11 protein-coding genes are annotated in these 17,709 nt (G+C 43.7%); 9 read left to right on the forward strand and 2 right to left on the reverse strand.

All coding sequences use genetic code 11. The features are described from left to right. The first annotated feature begins 258 nt into the window (after positions 1 to 258). Positions 259 to 1,221, forward strand: coding sequence for a pyrimidine-specific ribonucleoside hydrolase RihA (gene rihA, locus JK628_RS05395; RefSeq protein WP_202288309.1), 963 nt, complete (start codon positions 259 to 261; stop codon positions 1,219 to 1,221). A gap of 232 nt (positions 1,222 to 1,453) precedes the next feature. On the opposite strand, the gene yecR is transcribed toward rihA, so the two are convergent. Then, on the reverse strand, positions 1,454 to 1,771 hold the full coding sequence (gene yecR, locus JK628_RS05400; RefSeq protein WP_202288310.1) for a YecR family lipoprotein: 318 nt from the start codon (positions 1,769 to 1,771) through the stop codon (positions 1,454 to 1,456). Between the two features lie 203 nt (positions 1,772 to 1,974). Here yecR and JK628_RS05405 point away from each other — a divergent pair, with 203 nt between their 5' ends. Further along, the gene (locus tag JK628_RS05405) at positions 1,975 to 3,321 is read left to right on the forward strand and encodes an aspartate aminotransferase family protein (RefSeq protein ID WP_237524152.1); all 1,347 of its coding nucleotides are present in this window, start codon (positions 1,975 to 1,977) and stop codon (positions 3,319 to 3,321) included. 142 nt (positions 3,322 to 3,463) lie between these two features. On the opposite strand, the gene JK628_RS05410 is transcribed toward JK628_RS05405, so the two are convergent. Next, the gene (locus JK628_RS05410; RefSeq protein WP_202288311.1) at positions 3,464 to 4,516 is read right to left on the reverse strand and encodes an alkene reductase; all 1,053 of its coding nucleotides are present in this window, start codon (positions 4,514 to 4,516) and stop codon (positions 3,464 to 3,466) included. Between the two features lie 149 nt (positions 4,517 to 4,665). On the opposite strand from JK628_RS05410, the gene JK628_RS05415 reads away from it, so the two are divergent. The 7 genes from JK628_RS05415 (at position 4,666) to norV (ending at position 17,697) form a co-directional block, all read left to right on the forward strand. Then, positions 4,666 to 5,247, forward strand: a complete 582-nt coding sequence (locus JK628_RS05415; protein WP_202288312.1) for a TetR/AcrR family transcriptional regulator — start codon at positions 4,666 to 4,668, stop codon at positions 5,245 to 5,247. 338 nt (positions 5,248 to 5,585) lie between these two features. Continuing rightward, a complete protein-coding gene (glnD, locus tag JK628_RS05420) occupies positions 5,586 to 8,189 on the forward strand; it encodes a [protein-PII] uridylyltransferase (RefSeq protein WP_202288314.1) in 2,604 nt (867 codons plus the stop codon). A gap of 502 nt (positions 8,190 to 8,691) precedes the next feature. Beyond that, positions 8,692 to 11,871 carry an EAL domain-containing protein gene (locus tag JK628_RS05425; protein ID WP_202288316.1) on the forward strand — a complete coding sequence of 1,060 codons (3,180 nt, stop codon included), beginning with the start codon at positions 8,692 to 8,694 and terminating at the stop codon, positions 11,869 to 11,871. A gap of 304 nt (positions 11,872 to 12,175) precedes the next feature. Next, positions 12,176 to 14,242: a methyl-accepting chemotaxis protein gene (locus tag JK628_RS05430; RefSeq protein ID WP_202288317.1), complete on the forward strand. Its 2,067-nt coding sequence runs from the start codon at positions 12,176 to 12,178 to the stop codon at positions 14,240 to 14,242. A 161-nt stretch (positions 14,243 to 14,403) separates the two neighbouring features. Beyond that, positions 14,404 to 14,823 (forward strand): ribosome recycling factor family protein, encoded by a 420-nt coding sequence (locus tag JK628_RS05435; RefSeq protein WP_202289722.1) that lies wholly within the window; start codon positions 14,404 to 14,406, stop codon positions 14,821 to 14,823. Positions 14,824 to 15,265: 442 nt separating this feature from the next. Then, positions 15,266 to 15,478, forward strand: a complete 213-nt coding sequence (gene cspE, locus JK628_RS05440; RefSeq protein WP_101093053.1) for a transcription antiterminator/RNA stability regulator CspE — start codon at positions 15,266 to 15,268, stop codon at positions 15,476 to 15,478. 689 nt (positions 15,479 to 16,167) lie between these two features. Beyond that, complete coding sequence (norV, locus tag JK628_RS05445; RefSeq protein ID WP_202288319.1) at positions 16,168 to 17,697, forward strand: anaerobic nitric oxide reductase flavorubredoxin; 1,530 nt, start codon at positions 16,168 to 16,170, stop codon at positions 17,695 to 17,697. Positions 17,698 to 17,709 lie beyond the last annotated feature (12 nt).

A 17,709-nucleotide genomic window follows, 5' to 3' on the forward strand; every position in this document is an offset into this window, starting at 1 on the left:
CGAAAAAGCTACGCCCGTGCAACTATCCCCATGGTTGGCATGAGGGGAATCGTGCGCACGAACGAGGTTGAGCGCTTGCATTTACTGCTTCTTTCCTTGCCATTGGCAGGCTTATAAACTTGATAAATAGATGATTTAAAACGAACATGATTGGTCATTAGCTGCATAAAATCCGATAACTCATCACAGTTTTATCTATTACAACTGACTAGGATGTTAATTATCTATTATCTCACTGCCGATTAGCGGAGTCTAAGCATGTCCAATATAGCCCATTCCCCAAAGCCGATTATCCTCGATTGCGATCCAGGTCATGATGATGCCATCTCACTGATTCTTGCATTGAGCAGTAGTCAATTGCAGCCTTTGGCAGTGACCACAAGTGCTGGCAATCAAACTCCAGATAAAACCTTAAACAATGCATTGCGGGTGCTGACACTGCTCGGGCGCAGCGATATTCCAGTTGCTGGTGGCGCGATTAAGCCATTAGCCCGTGACCTTATCATTGCCGATAATGTCCATGGTGAGAGCGGTCTTGATGGCCCCGAGCTGCCCGACCCGAGCTTTATGCCATTAAATAAGTCAGCAATAGAGTTGATAGCGGAAAAAGTGCGTGCCAGTAGTGAACCTGTCACCTTGGTGCCATCGGGTCCATTGACCAATATTGCCCTGTTCCTGTCTACTTACCCTGAGCTGCATTGCAAGATTGAGCGCATTGTATTGATGGGGGGGGCTGCTGGCGCGGGTAACTGGACTCCCGCGGCTGAGTTTAATATCTTTGTCGACCCAGAAGCTGCCGATATGGTGTTTAAAGCGGGCGTTCCCATCACCATGTGCGGGCTGGACGTGACTCATCAAGCGCAAATAATGGATGAAGATATTGAGCGTATTAGGAAAATTCCAAACCATGTCGCCAAGTGTGTGGCTGAGCTGCTAGATTTCTTCATGATCTATCATAGAGACCCTAAATGGGGCTTTGAAGGCGCACCACTACATGATCCATGCACCATAGCCTGGTTACTCAAGCCTGAGTTATTTAGCGCTTATGATTGCTGGGTAGGGGTTGAAACTAAGGGCGAATACACTCAAGGCATGACGGTGGTAGATCGATACCAGCTCACCCAACGTCCACATAATACTCAGGTGCTTTGTGACATTGATAGAGATGGCTTTGTTGATCTGATTGTTGAATGCCTAACAGCCTATAATCCAAAAAACTAATATTGAAAGCAAGCGCATGGGTTAGTATGAAAGCGAATATGCTTTTCAGCGTTTTGATACTAACGCATCAGCTTAAGCAGCGGTATGTAAGTATGGACTTATCGATTTAAACTGGAGTACGGCTCTGATCATTAAAGCTGAGCGCGGTCGAGAAGCTGGGATCGAATAAAACGATTAGCTCTACTGGGTCAATTAGGTCGCCATCCTTGGCCATAGGGGTTGGCTAGGTCAATTAATCAATGCACTGAAATTCAGCGGTGATTCGAGAGTTAGTACAGCCGTAATCACCGCGGGCGATGCAATTCTCAAAGCTGGCGAAAGCTTCTACGTCCTTATAGCCCCAACGCTCACAACGCTTAAGAGCAGCAGCCTTTGTGGCTGGCTTATCTATATTTGCAACCGCGCCCCACATTGGGCTGTATTCATGCATCATTTTTACGGTTCCATCAGCCTTACTGCCGCCAGATGCTTGCATGGCAACGGGTGGGGTTTTAACAGCACAACCGCTTATTGATAACGCAACAAGGCTTACTAATACTAAACTTTTCATTTTGAATTCATTTTCTTATGTATTTGGGGGAGTAGGTTGAGTATACACTTGTGTAGTTGGTGGTGTAAAGAGGACGAATTAGAGCCTCTTGCACGAATAGAGCATCGGTAATAGCGAGTAGAATCTCGATTACTCAGCTTTAGGTGGTGGTACTAATGTAGTCAATGCTTATTTCACCCTGTATCATACGTGCCAGATATTTTATGATGAAGACTGTAAAGATGAGCAATGCCAATAAACCCGCTACCAATGCGCTGCTAAAACAAGCCCATAACAACATGCCTTTAGGTGTAGCTGATAGCTACCGTTATTGGGGTGAAGAAAATACCGTATTTGTTAAAAGCAGCCAGGGTTGCACCATTACCGATGCCGACGACCAGCTGTTTATCGACTTCCGTCTTGCCTATGGGCCTATCATCTTAGGCTATCGCGATAGCAGAGTAGATCAAGCAGTCGTGGCAGCAATCACTGAACGTGGCACTATTTCTGGCTTTTCAACTGACCTTGATTCCCAAGTGATCGAGTTGATCAAGCAGATGTGCCCCAATATTGAGAAAATGCGCTTTGCTAACTCAGGTACAGAAGCGGTAATTGGCGCAGTACGTACCGCCCGTGGGTTTACTGGGCGTGATAAAATCGTAGTGGTTGAAGGTGGTTTCCATGGCCTTTACGACGAAATGATGTGGAAGTCAGATGTCGATAACTGGGACAACACCACTGAGGAAGCACCGAAGATTGCCTCTTTTGGCGGTGGTATTCCTGAAGCAAGTCGCGAGCATTTGGAAACCGTGCCACTTAATGATTTTGCTGCTATCGATGAAGTCTTTGCGCGTGTTGGCGATGATATCGCAGCTATTGTGATTGAACCGATTTTAGGCAACTGCGGCAGTATTGCATCAAGCCAAGAATACATGCAGAAATTGCGTGATGTTTGTGATGCTAGTGGCACCTTGTTGATTATGGATGAAGTTAAAACAGGTTTCCGTGTCGCTAAAGGTGGTGCACAAGAGCTCTACGGTATTCATGCTGATCTAACGACTTATGCTAAAGCGATGGGCAATGGTTATCCTGTCGCGGCTTTTGGTGGTCGGAAGGACGTGATGGACGTGATCAGTTTTGGTAAAAATGGTGTCACTCACGGTGGTACGTATACCGCTAATATGATTGCACTCAGCGCCGCTAAAGCAACGTTAACAATTTTGAACGAAACCGATGCGTATGACAGCATCAATAAAGCCGGTGCCGATATTCAACAGGTGTTGTCACGGGTATTTAGCAAACACGGTATCGAGCATAAGTTTGCCGGCCCTGATGCGATGTTTGGCATTCACTTTGGCAGCGAAGTGCCACATAACTATCGTGACTGGAAGAAAACAGACAGCGACTTATATACCGAGTTTGCCCATAACTTGATTAAGAGCGGTATTATGTTGGAACCCGATTCGCGGGAGCCGTGGTTTATCTGTGAATCCCATAAGGAGATTTGCTTGCTCAAGCTGGAAGAGGTTGCAGATGCCGCCATGGCAAAAGCTATCGCCGATCGCAAGTAAAGCAGCCTAAATTTAGGTTATTAGCCTAGTGTTTTTTGAGGTAAAAAAAAGAGGTTAACCTTAGGGTTAACCTCTTCTGCCTCAACGATACCTAATTCAAGGATAAGACACAGGGTTGATGATTTAGTAGAGCGCTTTATAGCTAGACTAGGCTGGTTAGCATCTCATCTGAATATGGCACTAACTCACTCCCTTCTCTAACTCGGGTGACATAATCAGGGTTGGCGATAAAAGGTCTGCCGATCGCGAGTAGATCAAATTTATTTTCGGCGATAGCGGCGCTACCTGTTTCAGCGCTATAGCTGCCTACACCAACTAGGGTTTTACTGTAAACGCTACGTACGTAACTCGATGCGCTGCCGTCTAGATAATCAAACTCCATAGCATCATCAAAAATACCTATGTGCAAAAATGCTAAATTACGCAACTCAAGCTCAGCTAGTAAGTAGTCAAATACTGCGCGGTCTCGTTTGTCACCTGCCATATTGAAATAAGCACCTGGTGAAACGCGCAGTGCGGTTCTGTCATTACCAATACGGTTACTTATTGCATCAACAACAGCTAAAGGAAAGCGCGCCATATTTTCAACGGTTTGACCATATTCGTCAGTGCGACGATTACTGTCGTGATGCAGGAACTGATCGATAAGGTAACCATTGGCACCGTGGATCTCGACGCCATCGAAGCCTGCATCAATCGCATTTGCTGCGGCCTGAGCATAATCAGCGACTAGCTGCGTGATCTCATCATGGCTAACCGCTTTAGGGACTTGATAGGTCAATTCACGCATTCTAGGAACACTCCCCTCCACGCCAATCGCGGATGGGGCTAATACCTGGGTTGAACCTGACTTTTCATAGAAGTGCGGGTGTGCTACTCGACCGGTATGCCACAACTGTGCAAATATTTTACCGCCACCTTGATGCACAGCATCGGTCACTACTCGCCAGCCATCTATTTGGGCTGGGGTAAATAAACCGGGCGTGTTGGGGTAGCCTTGACCATCGGCACGGATAATCACGGCTTCAGAGATAATAAGGCCTGCCTCTGCGCGGCGTGCATAATAATCTGCCATGGCTTGAGTCGGCACTAATTCACCATCTGCCATACAACGAGTCAGCGGTGCCATAAGAATGCGATTTTGTAGGGTGATAGTTTCGTTGAGGGCAAAATTTTGAAATAGGTTATCAGTCATAGCGATCTCCGTTTCTTGAATGTTCATTCAAGATATTCTTATTTGAATAATCATTCAAGTATTATTTTGAACAAACATTCAAAATTAAGTACAATCAGTTTATCGCCGCCCCAAAATCCCAAAATGAAAAGCTCGGAGCCCAAGCCCGCATGCGTAATGCTGAATTTGATAGAGAAAAAGTACTAAGATCTGCCATGACCGCTTTTATGGACAAGGGCTACGGCAAGACGAGTATGCAAGATCTTACTAAAGCCACAGGATTGCACCCCGGCTCTATCTACTGTGCATTCGATAATAAACGTGGCTTATTGTTAGCGGCTTTAGAGCAATATAAAACCGATAGAAGTGCAGAATTTCAGCGATTTTTTTCGGGAAAAAAACCAGTATTAGTCGAACTAAAAGCCTACCTAGATAATACTGTTCAAGAGTGCATTAGCTGCGAAGCGGCCAAAGCGTGCTTGCTCACCAAGGCGCTTAATGAGATGGCGCAGCAAGATGAAGAGGTACAAAAAACAATTACCGAGAATCTGGCAAACTGGCAGCAGGGACTCGCCGATGTTTTGGCGTTAGCGCAAACGAAAGGTGAGCTGAGCAGTAAACGTGATAGCCAACATTTGGCCCGTTTTCTAGTGATGGGAATATACGGTTTAAGAACCTTTGCACACACGCATCCCAAAGGCGACACGCTGCAAGAGCTCGCCGACCAACTTTTTTTAGATATCAGTGCCTAGGGCAGTGCTAACAGCTTAATAGGGGACTCATCAAATTCAGTGCCCCTCAATATCTACTCGTGGTAAAGCTATCACTATCACCATAAGCAGAAATAACTGCAGCGTTGAGAACGCTACTCATTGTTGCCTATTCTCATTTATCTCTATCCGGGGATTTCCGCTGGTTACACTTGCTGAGTGGAAAGGGGACTAATGACTAAAATGTTGTCTATTTGTAATTTATAGCTAGATCATCTACCCTATTTCTTCATTTTAAGGCCATTGCATAGCGGTATAGTTAGTATAAATAAAGATAACAAATCTTAATTATACTCAGTGCAAACAGCGACAGGAGAAACATGTCAGACTCTGATATATCACCTCAATTCGATACAAAAATGAGCATTACTGATTATAAAAAGGTAATTCAAGATGCTGACAACTACTTTAATAAAAACTTCACCCACGTCGCCATCGACGAGATTGTAAAGTTACGCGCTGATTTTTTTGATGCCCTCCTTCTCCATCTCTGGCAATGCGCCGATCTCGTCACCGAAAACTTATCTCTCAATGCTGTCGGCGGTTATGGTCGTCAAACCCTACATCTACATTCTGACATTGATATTTGTGTGTTATTTGCTGACGAGCTTAGTCCTCATCAAGAGGCGCAAATAGGCCAGTTTTTTACCCAACTATGGGATATCGGTCTAGAGCTAGGCCACAGTGTATTAGCGCTGAATGAAGTTGATAAAGCGTGTGAAGATATTACCATTGCCACCTCCCTCTTTGAGATCCGCCATTTAACCGGACCAGAGTCCCATGCAAAACAAGTCTTAGAGAGACTCTATGGCGATGATCTTTGGAGCAGTGAGGCATTTTTTAAAGCCAAGTTCAGCGAGCAAGATGAACGCCACAAAAAGGCACAGGGCAGCGCTTTTAGCCTAGAGCCAAACTTAAAAAATAGTCCCGGCGGCATGCGCGATATTCAGACCTTGATCTGGGTTACTCGTAAGTATTTTGCTGCAGAGGATATGGCAGCCTTAAGGCGATTCGGCTTCTTTACCGCCGATGAATATGCAGAATTATTAGAGTCACAACATTTTATCTGGCGTGCTCGTTGGGCACTGCACGCAGCGGCGCAGCGTTCTGAAAATCGATTACTTATTGGTTTGCAAAGTGATGTTGCTAGGTTAATGGGCTTTGGCGACAACAGTCACCTTGCTATCGAAAAAATGATGCGTCAGTTATATCGTGCGATGCGACGGATCAGTGAACTCAATCAAATGTTATTGCAGTATTTTAAAGATGAAATACTAGTACAAACTGACAAGAAGTCCACCGCGATTAATCAACATTTTGAGATAAATGGTCGACAGATAAATGCGCGCCATGATGATGTCTTTGTTGATCGTAAGCAGCTAATTGCGCTGTTTATCCATATAGCAGAAAACGCCAACGATATTGATGGTATTTCGCCGCAAACCATTCGTTTAATACGGCAGGTTAGACGACGATTATTGGGTGATCTGCAAGATTTTGATAGCTGTCGTAAAGAGTTTATCTCGCTATTTCGTCACCCTCAAGGCATGGGGCTCGCGCTATCGTTAATGCACAAACATGGCATTTTAGCGTCATATCTTCCCCAGTGGCGTGAAATTGTCGGCCAGATGCAATTCGACCTATACCATGTTTACCCCGTTGATGAACATACTCATAAGTTACTGAAGAATTTATATTCATTGAGCTATAAAACTGAAGTTCCTTCGCTTGTACAGCCTAGTGCAGTTTACAAAGCGATAGAGAATAAAGAGGTATTGTTATTAGCAGCCCTATTTCATGACTTAGGCAAGGGCCGCGGCGGTGATCACAGTGAATTGGGGGCCGTCGATGCGCTGCAATTTGCAAAGTTTCATGAGTTAAAACCATCGCAAGCTAAGGTGATGGCTTGGTTAGTTAAAAATCATCTATTGCTATCTCTGTCCTCACAGCGATTAGATATTTATGATCCTTCGGAAGTCAAAAACCTTGCTAAAGCGATAGGGACTAAAGCCAGACTCGATGCGCTCTATTGTTTAACTGTTGCCGATATTAAGGCGACAAATGATGATCTGTGGACTAACTGGAAGGCAACCTTACTTCGAGATCTCTATTTATCGATTAGTTACGCGTTGCGTAATGGCTTAGAGAACGTTTTAGAGCAACGAACTATCGTTCGTGAGCACAAAAATGAAGCGCTAGAGCTGATGGGGGTGAGTACAGCACCGGATGCCATAAAACATTTGTGGAAACGCTTACCGCTATCATTTTTTAGCAATGCTCAACCGAGTGATATAGCCCGTTACTCTAAGGCCATGACGCAATATCCAGCTGACCGTGCACTTATTCTACTAGATGAAAGCAGTACTAAAGGTAGTAGCGACCTATTCGTCTATATGAAAGACAAACCGGGTCTGTTTGTTACGCTATTTAATACCTTAGCTTCACTACAGATCTCCGTTCAGCAGGCGAATATCTCCAAGACTAAAGATGGTTACGTGGTGGAGTCTTTAAAAATACTGGATTATGACGATCACCCCATTAGAACCGCTGGGCGACGAGACCGCATCAAGCAAAAGCTGAAACAGGTATTGTTTGAAAATAGAAAGGTGCCTAAGCAGCGCCTCAACAGTAATATAGGCTCATTTGTCAGCGAAGCCAAAGTTGAGTTTTTACATTCTCGTAAAAAAGATAGAACGCTAATTAGTGTTACGGCGCTCGATAATCCACAATTTATGAGCCATTTCTGTAATGGCTTCAGGCTATTTGAACTCAATATTCACTCTGCAAAAATAACCACAGTGGGAGAGCAGGTTGATAATGTATTCCTTGTCTCTGACAAAGAGGGACAATCACTAGATGATGAGAATAAACAAGCGCTGAAATCTTTCTTTGTCGATATCATTAAAGAGCAGGAACCAGCCTGATGGGTTGATGTTTAATGAAATGAACATCATTGAACTACCCTCGCTTATGCATCGTATAAGCGAGGTGAGCCTACAGCGCTGAAATGAAAATCAAAGCTGCTATTCACCGTCAGTATGGGTCGTTAATTCGGTCTGATAGCTTCGCTTTTTTTAACAATGCAAAGAGGTCTCTTCTAAGAGGCAAAATGCAAAAGTCTAATAGCTAAAAACGCTGCTTTTATGTACTCTTAAGAGAGAGGCCGTTAGTTGCGCTTATTTCATCTTTCCTAAACCATTTATAGAATAATTAACAGAGATAAATAGCAAAAGTTTCTTTGTAATTAAGGCCTTGTTTAAAACTCATTGAACTCCCACCGAATCCTGTATCTTTAGGTCGGATGGGTATACATAAGATCATCTGTAATGGAATTTCATTTGCATCATAAAGCTTCGTAGTTGAATATCAGCGGTTAGGGTGCAAATTCAGCATCGCTTAATATCGTTTAAGCGTAAGGTTTACAGGATGTTGACTTGTTTATTCTCGCTTAGTAAGCACTTATCTATTTCATCGAAATGGCTGACATTTTTTGTTGTTATGCTTTGCGTCATACTTGCTTGGGTCCCCACTTCTAAGGCGGTTGCAGAAACTGAATCAGAGCAAGATATAGTGTCCCTGCAACTGCGTTGGCACCATCAGTTTCAGTTTGCGGGTTACTATACGGCGCTAGAAAAGGGCTTTTATCGGGACGAAGGTATTGAGGTTCAACTTCGTGCGGGAGATCCTAAACACACACCCGTGGAGGAGGTGCTATCTGGTGATGCTTTATACGGTGTCGGCAACAGTGAGATCCTTTATCGACGTTTGCAGGGAGAACCTCTGGTTGCTCTTGCTGCTATATTCCAACACTCTCCATCAATATTACTGACTCTAAAACAGTCTGGAATACGCTCTGCCCATGATCTTATAGGCAAAAAAGTGATGTTAGCCAATAAGAATCAAGATGCAGATTTCTTGACTATGTTTGTCAATGAAGGGATCTCGTTACCACAACTGGATATTATTTCTAGCAGTTATGATCTTGATGATCTGATCAATGGCAAGGTGGATGCATTTAATTCGTACACCACCAACGAACCCTACATTCTAAAGCAACTTAACATCTCCTATAACGTTATTGACCCAGTCAGTTATCGGGTCGACTTTTACAGTGATATTTTATTTACCTCGGAGACGGAACTGAATGAGCAGCCTGAGCGCGTAGCGGCCATGCGACGGGCTACGCTTAAAGGTTGGCGTTATGCGATGGATAATCCAGAAGAAATTGTGGATCTATTACTGACCAAATACCAAGCCAATAAATCACCAGAACATTTACTCTTCGAAGCGACAGAGATGCGTAAGCTGATTGTGCCTGACCTGATCCAAATCGGCCATATGAACCCCAAACGCTGGCAGCATATGGCTAGCACTTTTGTCAAAGCCAAACTGGTTAAGGATAACAGCAACTTTGCTGGCTTTATCTATGACTATAATCCTAGTGCTACCGCACTTCCTAAATGGGTATATCCGGTACTCTTCATTGCACTCTTCATTGTGATTTCAACCAGTTGTGTTAATTTTTATTTGCATCGTTTTAATCGGCGCTTGGCTGATGCGAAAAAGACGTTACAGCACAGTGAAGAGCGGTTTAAAGCCCTTAGCGAAGCAACTTATGGCGGTATAATCATCCATGACGAAGGGAAAATTCTTGAATGTAATAGTGGTTTGTCAAACATCACGGGTTTTAGCTATGCCGAACTGATGGGCATGCGAGGTCTTGACCTAGTTGCGCCAGAGTACCTTGATGCTGTGCTCAAAAATATGCGCAGTGACTACACCAATAGCTATGAAGTCATAGGGGTACGTAAGGATGGTTCTCAATACCCACTGGCTATCAAAGGCAAAAATATTATCTACAAGGGACAACAAGCGCGGATCATAGAGTTCATTGATGTCACCGAGAATAAGGTAATTGAAGAAAAGTTAAAACTCGCCGCAAGTGTTTTTACTCACGCCCGTGAAGGGATTATGATCACAGATGCCAGTGGTAACATTATTGATGTCAATGAGACATTTAGTACGATCACCGGCTATGATCGCGAAGAGGTACTGGGTAAAAATCCAAGACTTCTTCAATCAAATCGGCACAGCCAAGAGTTTTATTCGGTAATGTGGAACTCTCTATTAGAAAATAAACAGTGGTCGGGAGAGCTGTGGAATAAACGTAAAGATGGAGAGGTATTTGTTGAGCTCATTACCATTAGCGCAGTATCTGATACCAGTGGTAAAACCAAAAACTATGTTGCACTTTTTTCCGATATTACTTCAATGAAGCGCCATCAACAGCAGCTCGAACATATTGCTCATTATGATACCTTAACTGACTTACCTAACCGAGTGATGCTGGCTGACCGATTGCTTCATGCCATGATGCAGAGTGAGCGGCGCCAACAGTTTTTAGCGGTGGCTTATCTTGATTTAGATGGTTTTAAAGCAGTCAATGATACCTACGGTCATGATATGGGTGATGAGCTGTTAATCAAGCTATCGAGGCTGATGAGTGATACTTTGCGCGAGAGTGACACTCTGGCTCGCATCGGTGGTGATGAATTTGTTGCCTTGCTGGTGGATCTAGAAAGCATGGAGGATTGTGAGCGAATATTGGAGCGTTTATTGTTGTCGGCAAGCTGTCCCGTGACGTCTGGCCATGTAACTTTACAAGTGTCGACCAGTATCGGCGTGACCTTGTATCCTCAAGACCATGTCAGTGCCGACCAGCTGCTGCGCCATGCTGATCAAGCTATGTATATCGCCAAGCAAACAGGCAAGAATCGCTTCCATCTATTTGACGTCAATGAAGATAAAACCATACAAACTACACATGAGAACATTGAAAATATTCAGCGAGGACTGGAGCGAGGGGAGTTTGTATTATATTACCAGCCTAAAGTGAATATGAAGACTGGTACTGTAATTGGTTGTGAAGCTTTGATCCGCTGGCAGCATCCTGAGCGAGGTTTACTGCTGCCTGGAGAGTTTCTACCTATCATCGATAAACATCCGATTAGTTTAACGCTAGGAGACTGGGTTATTGATACGGCGCTGTCGCAGATGGCTCAGTGGAGTGCGGTTGAATTGAATATTCCGATAAGTGTCAATATCGACGCTTATCAATTACAACAAGAGGGCTTTGTCACTAAGTTATCCACTGCGTTAGCGCTACGACCAACAATTAACCCCGGCTCACTAGAGCTTGAGATCCTAGAAACCAGTGCATTAGGCGACATGCTCAAAGTGTCGGCGACGATGGAGGCCTGTATTGATATTGGGGTAGGCTTTGCGCTAGATGACTTTGGTACAGGCTTTTCTTCACTGACCTACCTTAAACGTCTACCGGCAAATTTACTGAAAATCGATCAGAGTTTTGTCAGAGATATGTTAGTGGACTCTGATGATCGGGCGATAGTCATGGGCGTCATTAGCTTGGCTTCTGCTTTTCATCGTCAAGTGATAGCTGAGGGGGTAGAGAGTATTGAACATGGCACGCAGCTAGTGTCGATGGGTTGCGTACTTGCTCAGGGCTACGGTATAGCGCGGCCTATGCCTGCTGCTAAATTACCCTCTTGGGTGGATGAATGGAAACCCAACACTGCTTGGATATGACGTTAAAAATTCGACGACTGCTTAATCGCTTCTGCTGTGCAAGCAATAATCTCCTTTTCTAGTGAGTTACCTCCACGGACACTTAAGCATAAGTATGTGTTCCATGGGCTATGATCAGGCGCTTAATTCTAAGCTTCAGTTAACTCTAATGTTTTAGCTATCATCGATAACCCATTTAGAGCGAACATTTAGTAACGCAGGCTTCACAGTTCTATAACTTTGGCGTTGTATTTGAGTGGCATTTGTTACCTAATATCTATTAGATTTTTCTTATGTCTTGCAGTGTTTATTTAGGCGGTCTTTTATGAAAATGACGATAAAAGCTAAATTAATCATTCTGGTAGCTATATTACTTATTGCGGTTTCCAGTTTATTTGTTGCCAACATGTTTGTAATAGAGCAGGCGGTTCTTAAGCAGGAGGAGCAGAATATTGGCAATGAAGTTGAGGCGCTAGTAAAGCAAAATCTCATTGGTCAAGTTGATACGTTAAGCCGTTCGGTTAACGACCTCTATCAACTCTCTAGGATCGATAATATCAAACAGGCGTTGGGCGACGAGATTAAGATGTTTCGCAATGTCATACATCGGATGTATGACAATAACCTTACCGATGAAGCCGATATGATGGTGTATACCTTCCTCAATGAATATCAATGGGGAGAGGGGCGATATTTGTTTGCCTATGATGCGGATACCCTCACCAATGAGGCATCAGGTATGGGTGGCGTATCAATGGGAAATAGTCGTGATGCTGTTGATGACAGAGGCAACTTTTATGCCCGCGATATTGTCACCGCAGCGAGAAACAATGAGATAGGCTTCAGTAGCTATTTTTTCTCAAATCCATCGACAGCTCAGGTCGAAGAAAAGCTCTCTGCCTCATTTTATTTTGAACCTCTTAATCTAGTGATCGCTACGGGTGAATACATCAGCACCTTAAAACAAGATAAGATCACCGCGGCGCTGCAGACGGTGATGGCAGCCAAATTTGGAGACAAGGGTAAGTTTTGGATACAGGATACGGATGGTAAAATTCTGGCTCACTCTGAAAAAGAGAAAATTGGCCAACTTACAGCAAACTCAGCTAAGGTGAAGCAAGCTTTAGGCAGTCAATCTGATGCCTTTTTAACGCTTTCAATTTTTGAAGCTGCAACCAATACAACTCAAACTCAGATTGTTTACGTCAGGAATATTTTACCTGAGTGGGGTTGGGTGATCGGAACTGGCACCTATGAATCAAATGTGACCTCGATTAAACAGGGCTTAACAGCCGGGACTCGAGAGATCTTTGACAGTAAAATTTATCAAAGTATTGCATTAACAAGTTTGCTTATTATCGTTGCGCTTAGCTGTTGTGTTTATCTATTAAACAAGATCATTGCTGACATGGTGGTGTTGAAAAAGCGCATTGAAGCCTTATCCACAGGTGATGCAGATCTGACTTCTCGGTTAGAGATTGTTAGTCATGATGAACTTGGCGACATAGGCCATTCGGTTAATCGTTTCATTGGCTATTTACATGACATGATGCTGGATATATCGCAATCTTCGCACAAGATAACCGAAGGGATAATACAACTCGATAACCAGTCGGAGCGTAATAGCTTAGCGCTCAATAATCATAGTTCAGAGACTGAACTGGCGGTAACAGCGATTAATCAGATGCATGCATCGGCAGATGCAGTCGCTAAAAGTGCAGTTAACACGGCGTTGAGTACCCAGCAGGCCAACGAAGAAGCAAAAGCGTCGAAATTAACCGTAGTCGAAGCCTCAAACAGCGTTATATCACTGGTTGAGGAAATGAACTCAGCAACCAGCAGTATTCATACTATGAGTGAAAACACCAATAAAATTGTATCCGTGCTCGGGGTTATTAAGGAGATCGCCGATCAAACTAATCTGCTGGCACTGAATGCGGCTATCGAAGCGGCTCGAGCGGGAGAGCAGGGAAGGGGCTTTGCGGTCGTCGCCGATGAAGTGCGTTCGCTGGCTTCGCGTACACAATCGAGTACGACTCAAATCGAGCAGATCTTATCTACGCTACGCAGTGATGCTAGCAGGGCTGAAAAAGTGATGAACGAAACCAAAAACAGCTGCCAAACCGTGGCTGAAAACACCTCTCTCGTCACCACTAGCCTAGATGCAATGACCGACTCTATTATAGAGATAAATGATTTAGGCGGGCAAATAGCAACCGCTTCTGAGCAGCAAAGTACGGTTACTGCAGAGATAAGCCGAAATATGCACGCCATTGAAGCGATGGCTGTTGAATTATTGCAAAATGGTCAGCATACAGCGCAGAGTACCCGAAACCTTTCAGCAGCCAACGAGCAGCTTAGTATATTGGTGAGTAAATTTAAGTTAGTTTAATCTTCGACGGACAGGTTGATAAACCATGGTTTTAGGAAGGTTGGCGGATCACTACAATGTATGCAGAGGTGAACCGTTATCATTTCTTTGAGTAGGAACTGTGGGATCTGCGGACAGTTAATGATTAAATAGCTTCAGAGTAATTGATCCGTAATACAGCCATGAATGAAGCCATTATCATCTCACTTCCCTCCCTTATTCATCGAATAGGTAGGGAAACCGTCAATAGTGCTAAAGTGTTTGCTGCGCAGTATCATTGTGAGCTTAAGCGGGTGCGTCGCTCTAGAAATTGGCAACTCTCTGGTGAGGCTATCGACATTCAATCGTTTGCAAGGGATTTGAGAGCTGAGTCAATCAAAACTGGGCAACGGGAGGTAGGGGCTAATGGTGAGTTTCATTATCTTATCAAAAAGATTGAAACGGCATTGCTTGGTCATGCAGATAAGCTGGAACCGCTAGCAGAAAAGCTTGCTCGCCTTATTAGTGAAAACCCCAACATCACCTTGGCCGAATTGGTGCACATCACCGATTGCCGCATGAGCGAGGCCAGAACAGCACGCTTTGATGCCGATCTTTGGTAGCGCCATTCCAAGTTGAATCAGGGGATCTTGTTCAAAGTAGAAGTTAACAAAAAAACAAGCCTCAGCATGGCAGACTATGTTGCGGAACGAAAATACCCCTTAATGTTCTAGTTGCAAGCTACTGATTTTAAGTGTTTTTAATGGTGCAGCGGGTCGCTACAGTATCTGTTTTATTCCATATGGCGTTACAATTTTACGGCTACGACATCTTTTTACATAAATTAAACCTTTACAATATCTCAAAGTGCTGTAAAGTACGCCTTGCTCTGGCATACAGAGTTATTAATGAAACATCAAGTAAAAGAAAAGCTTCAGATTCTGCGTTATCGTTGTATCATCTGTGTTTCCCTTAGCTTCATCGTAACATTTAATAATTCAGGCTCTCAGCACATCGCACTTTCGCGATAGATTTATTAATTCTCAACTATATAAGGGACATAAAATGTCTAATTCAACTACTGGTATCGTAAAATGGTTTAACGAAGACAAAGGTTTTGGCTTCATTACTCAAGACAATGGCGGCGCTGACGTATTCGTACATTTCCGCGCTATCACTTCAGAAGGTTTCAAGACTCTTGCTGAAGGCCAAAAAGTTTCTTTCGACCTAGAGCAAGGCCAAAAAGGCCCACAAGCAGCTAACGTAGTTGCTATCTAGTTGAAAGTCGATTCAAATAGTTAATAGCTATTTGAATCACTTTAAATAATTAAAGAGAAGTTAAATTCTCTTCAATTATTAAAAAAAGCGAACCTTATGGTTCGCTTTTTTGCGTTTAGGGGAGATAAATTTTTACCTTCCACTAATTGAACGGTTATTAGTGTCTGATTCACTATCTACAACACAACATTCGAGCCGTCGGCCAGCGTTTTATCTAGGCTATCAATGTCTGCGTGTACCTTTATCAACGAATTCACTTTCCAGTTCTGCCAATTGCCTACAGTGATTTGAAACCCACCCTACGGGAAGCGCTCACGCATTCCACTTCTGCTTTGCATTGGCTCATAAGGGAATAACCATTCTGTCGTCAATGCGCCTTGAATTGAAAAGCTTGAGCGCTTCTGAATTGATTAAATACCTAATGCAATTGGTATTAGTCAGTGCTACCTAGTCGGACACTATTTTTAATAGCTAGCATTCTTTTAAGTAAGTCATTATGACTATTATTTGAGCTGTCTTTATGACTGCCTATGTGTCTTTAAGACACTGTGCGACATTGTTATTTTGACATTGATTTTCAGGCGGGTTCTCCTTTATGACTCAGTTTCAATGGATTACGTTTTTGGCATGGTTAGTGCTAATACTCAGCTTAGAAATTAAAACTTATTTAATATTTTAGGCGGTAGCAAATGACAATTCATGTAAAAAACAATATTCATTGGGTCGGTCAACGAGATTGGGAAGTTCAGGACTTCCATGGTACAGAATATAAAATGACCAGAGGTACTAGTTACAACAGCTACCTCATTCGTGAACAAAAGACGGTATTGATAGATACCGTTGATCACCGCTTTAGTCATCAGTTTGTTCAAAACCTAGAGATGGAAATTGATCTCAACAGCATCGACTTTATTGTGATGAATCACGCGGAAGAAGATCACTCTGGCGCTTTATCTGCATTGCTGGCGAAAATCCCGGGGACGCCCATCTATTGTACCGAAGCGGCGGTTGATTCTATTGTGGGTCATCACCATCACCCTGAGTGGAATTTCAACATAGTCAAAACCGGTGACAGTGTGGATATTGGTAACGGTAAGCAACTGATTTTCATCGAAGCGCCAATGTTGCATTGGCCTGACAGCATGATGACCTACATGACAGAAGACGCGGTTTTATTCAGTAATGATGCATTTGGTCAGCATTACTGCGATGAACATCTGTTTAACGATGAAGTCGATCAAAATGAGCTTAAAGAGCAGTGCCTACGTTATTACGCAAATATCCTTACGCCCTTTAGCAGTCTTGTCACGGCTAAGATCCATGAAGTCTTAAGTTTTAATTTACCGGTGGATATGATTGCGACTGCGCACGGTATTGTATGGCGTGATAACCCAACGCAGATCATTCAGCAATATCTCGAGTGGGCTGATAGCTATCAAGAGGACAAAATCACTATCTTCTACGACTCAATGTCGAACAATACTCGGATGATGGCAGATGCCATTGCTCAAGGCATACACGACGTCGATCCTGCTGTTGCGGTTAAGGTGTTCAACGTTTCTAAGCATGATAAGAACGAAATCCTTTCGCATACCTTCCGCTCAAAAGGTGTCTTGGTTGGTTCGTCGACGATGAACAATGTGATGATGCCCAAAATTGCAGGCATGCTGGAGGAGATCACCGGACTCAGATTTAGAGGCAAGAAAGCGGCTGCATTTGGCAGTTATGGCTGGAATGGTGGCGCAGTCGACCGTATCAACACTCGCTTAATGGACGCCGGTTTTGAAACTGCGATTGGCTTGAAAACCAAGTGGCGACCAGATGGTAATGCGATGCGCGAATGTCGTGACCATGGTCGTCAAATTGCTAAACTGTGGGCTCTGCACCCTTTAACAGCTACTGCAGCGATTAATCCAATTAACGCGATAGCAAAGAAACTGGCGGCTACGCCTGCTCCAGTTGTGGAAAATAGCGATGTTGTTGAGCAAGTAGTGGCTCAACAATCAGTACCTGTTGGAGCGACTAATGACAATGTAGCTGCTCATCAGTCTGGTTGCCAACGTATGATCTGTACCGTGTGTAATTGGGTTTATGACCCCGTAAAAGGAGAGCCAAACCAAGATATTGAGCCTGGAACGGTATGGTCTGATGTTCCTGCTTATTTTCTCTGTCCTGAGTGTAACTTAGGCAAAGACGTGTTTATTGAACACAAGGTTTAGTTGGCGTATTTA

This window comes from Shewanella sp. KX20019, assembly GCF_016757755.1.
GTDB lineage: Bacteria > Pseudomonadota > Gammaproteobacteria > Enterobacterales > Shewanellaceae > Shewanella.

Bases quoted from the DNA above. Each gene is read 5' to 3' on its own strand.
- JK628_RS05430 (WP_202288317.1), top strand. From the start codon at position 12,176: ATGAAAATGACGATAAAAGCTAAATTAATCATTCTGGTAGCTATATTA.
- glnD (WP_202288314.1), top strand. From the start codon at position 5,586: ATGTCAGACTCTGATATATCACCTCAATTCGATACAAAAATGAGCATT.
- JK628_RS05405 (WP_237524152.1), top strand. From the start codon at position 1,975: ATGATGAAGACTGTAAAGATGAGCAATGCCAATAAACCCGCTACCAAT.
- JK628_RS05410 (WP_202288311.1), bottom strand. From the start codon at position 4,516: ATGACTGATAACCTATTTCAAAATTTTGCCCTCAACGAAACTATCACC.
- yecR (WP_202288310.1), bottom strand. From the start codon at position 1,771: ATGAAAAGTTTAGTATTAGTAAGCCTTGTTGCGTTATCAATAAGCGGT.
- JK628_RS05435 (WP_202289722.1), top strand. From the start codon at position 14,404: ATGAATGAAGCCATTATCATCTCACTTCCCTCCCTTATTCATCGAATA.
- norV (WP_202288319.1), top strand. From the start codon at position 16,168: ATGACAATTCATGTAAAAAACAATATTCATTGGGTCGGTCAACGAGAT.
- rihA (WP_202288309.1), top strand. From the start codon at position 259: ATGTCCAATATAGCCCATTCCCCAAAGCCGATTATCCTCGATTGCGAT.
- JK628_RS05415 (WP_202288312.1), top strand. From the start codon at position 4,666: ATGCGTAATGCTGAATTTGATAGAGAAAAAGTACTAAGATCTGCCATG.
- JK628_RS05425 (WP_202288316.1), top strand. From the start codon at position 8,692: ATGTTGACTTGTTTATTCTCGCTTAGTAAGCACTTATCTATTTCATCG.
- cspE (WP_101093053.1), top strand. From the start codon at position 15,266: ATGTCTAATTCAACTACTGGTATCGTAAAATGGTTTAACGAAGACAAA.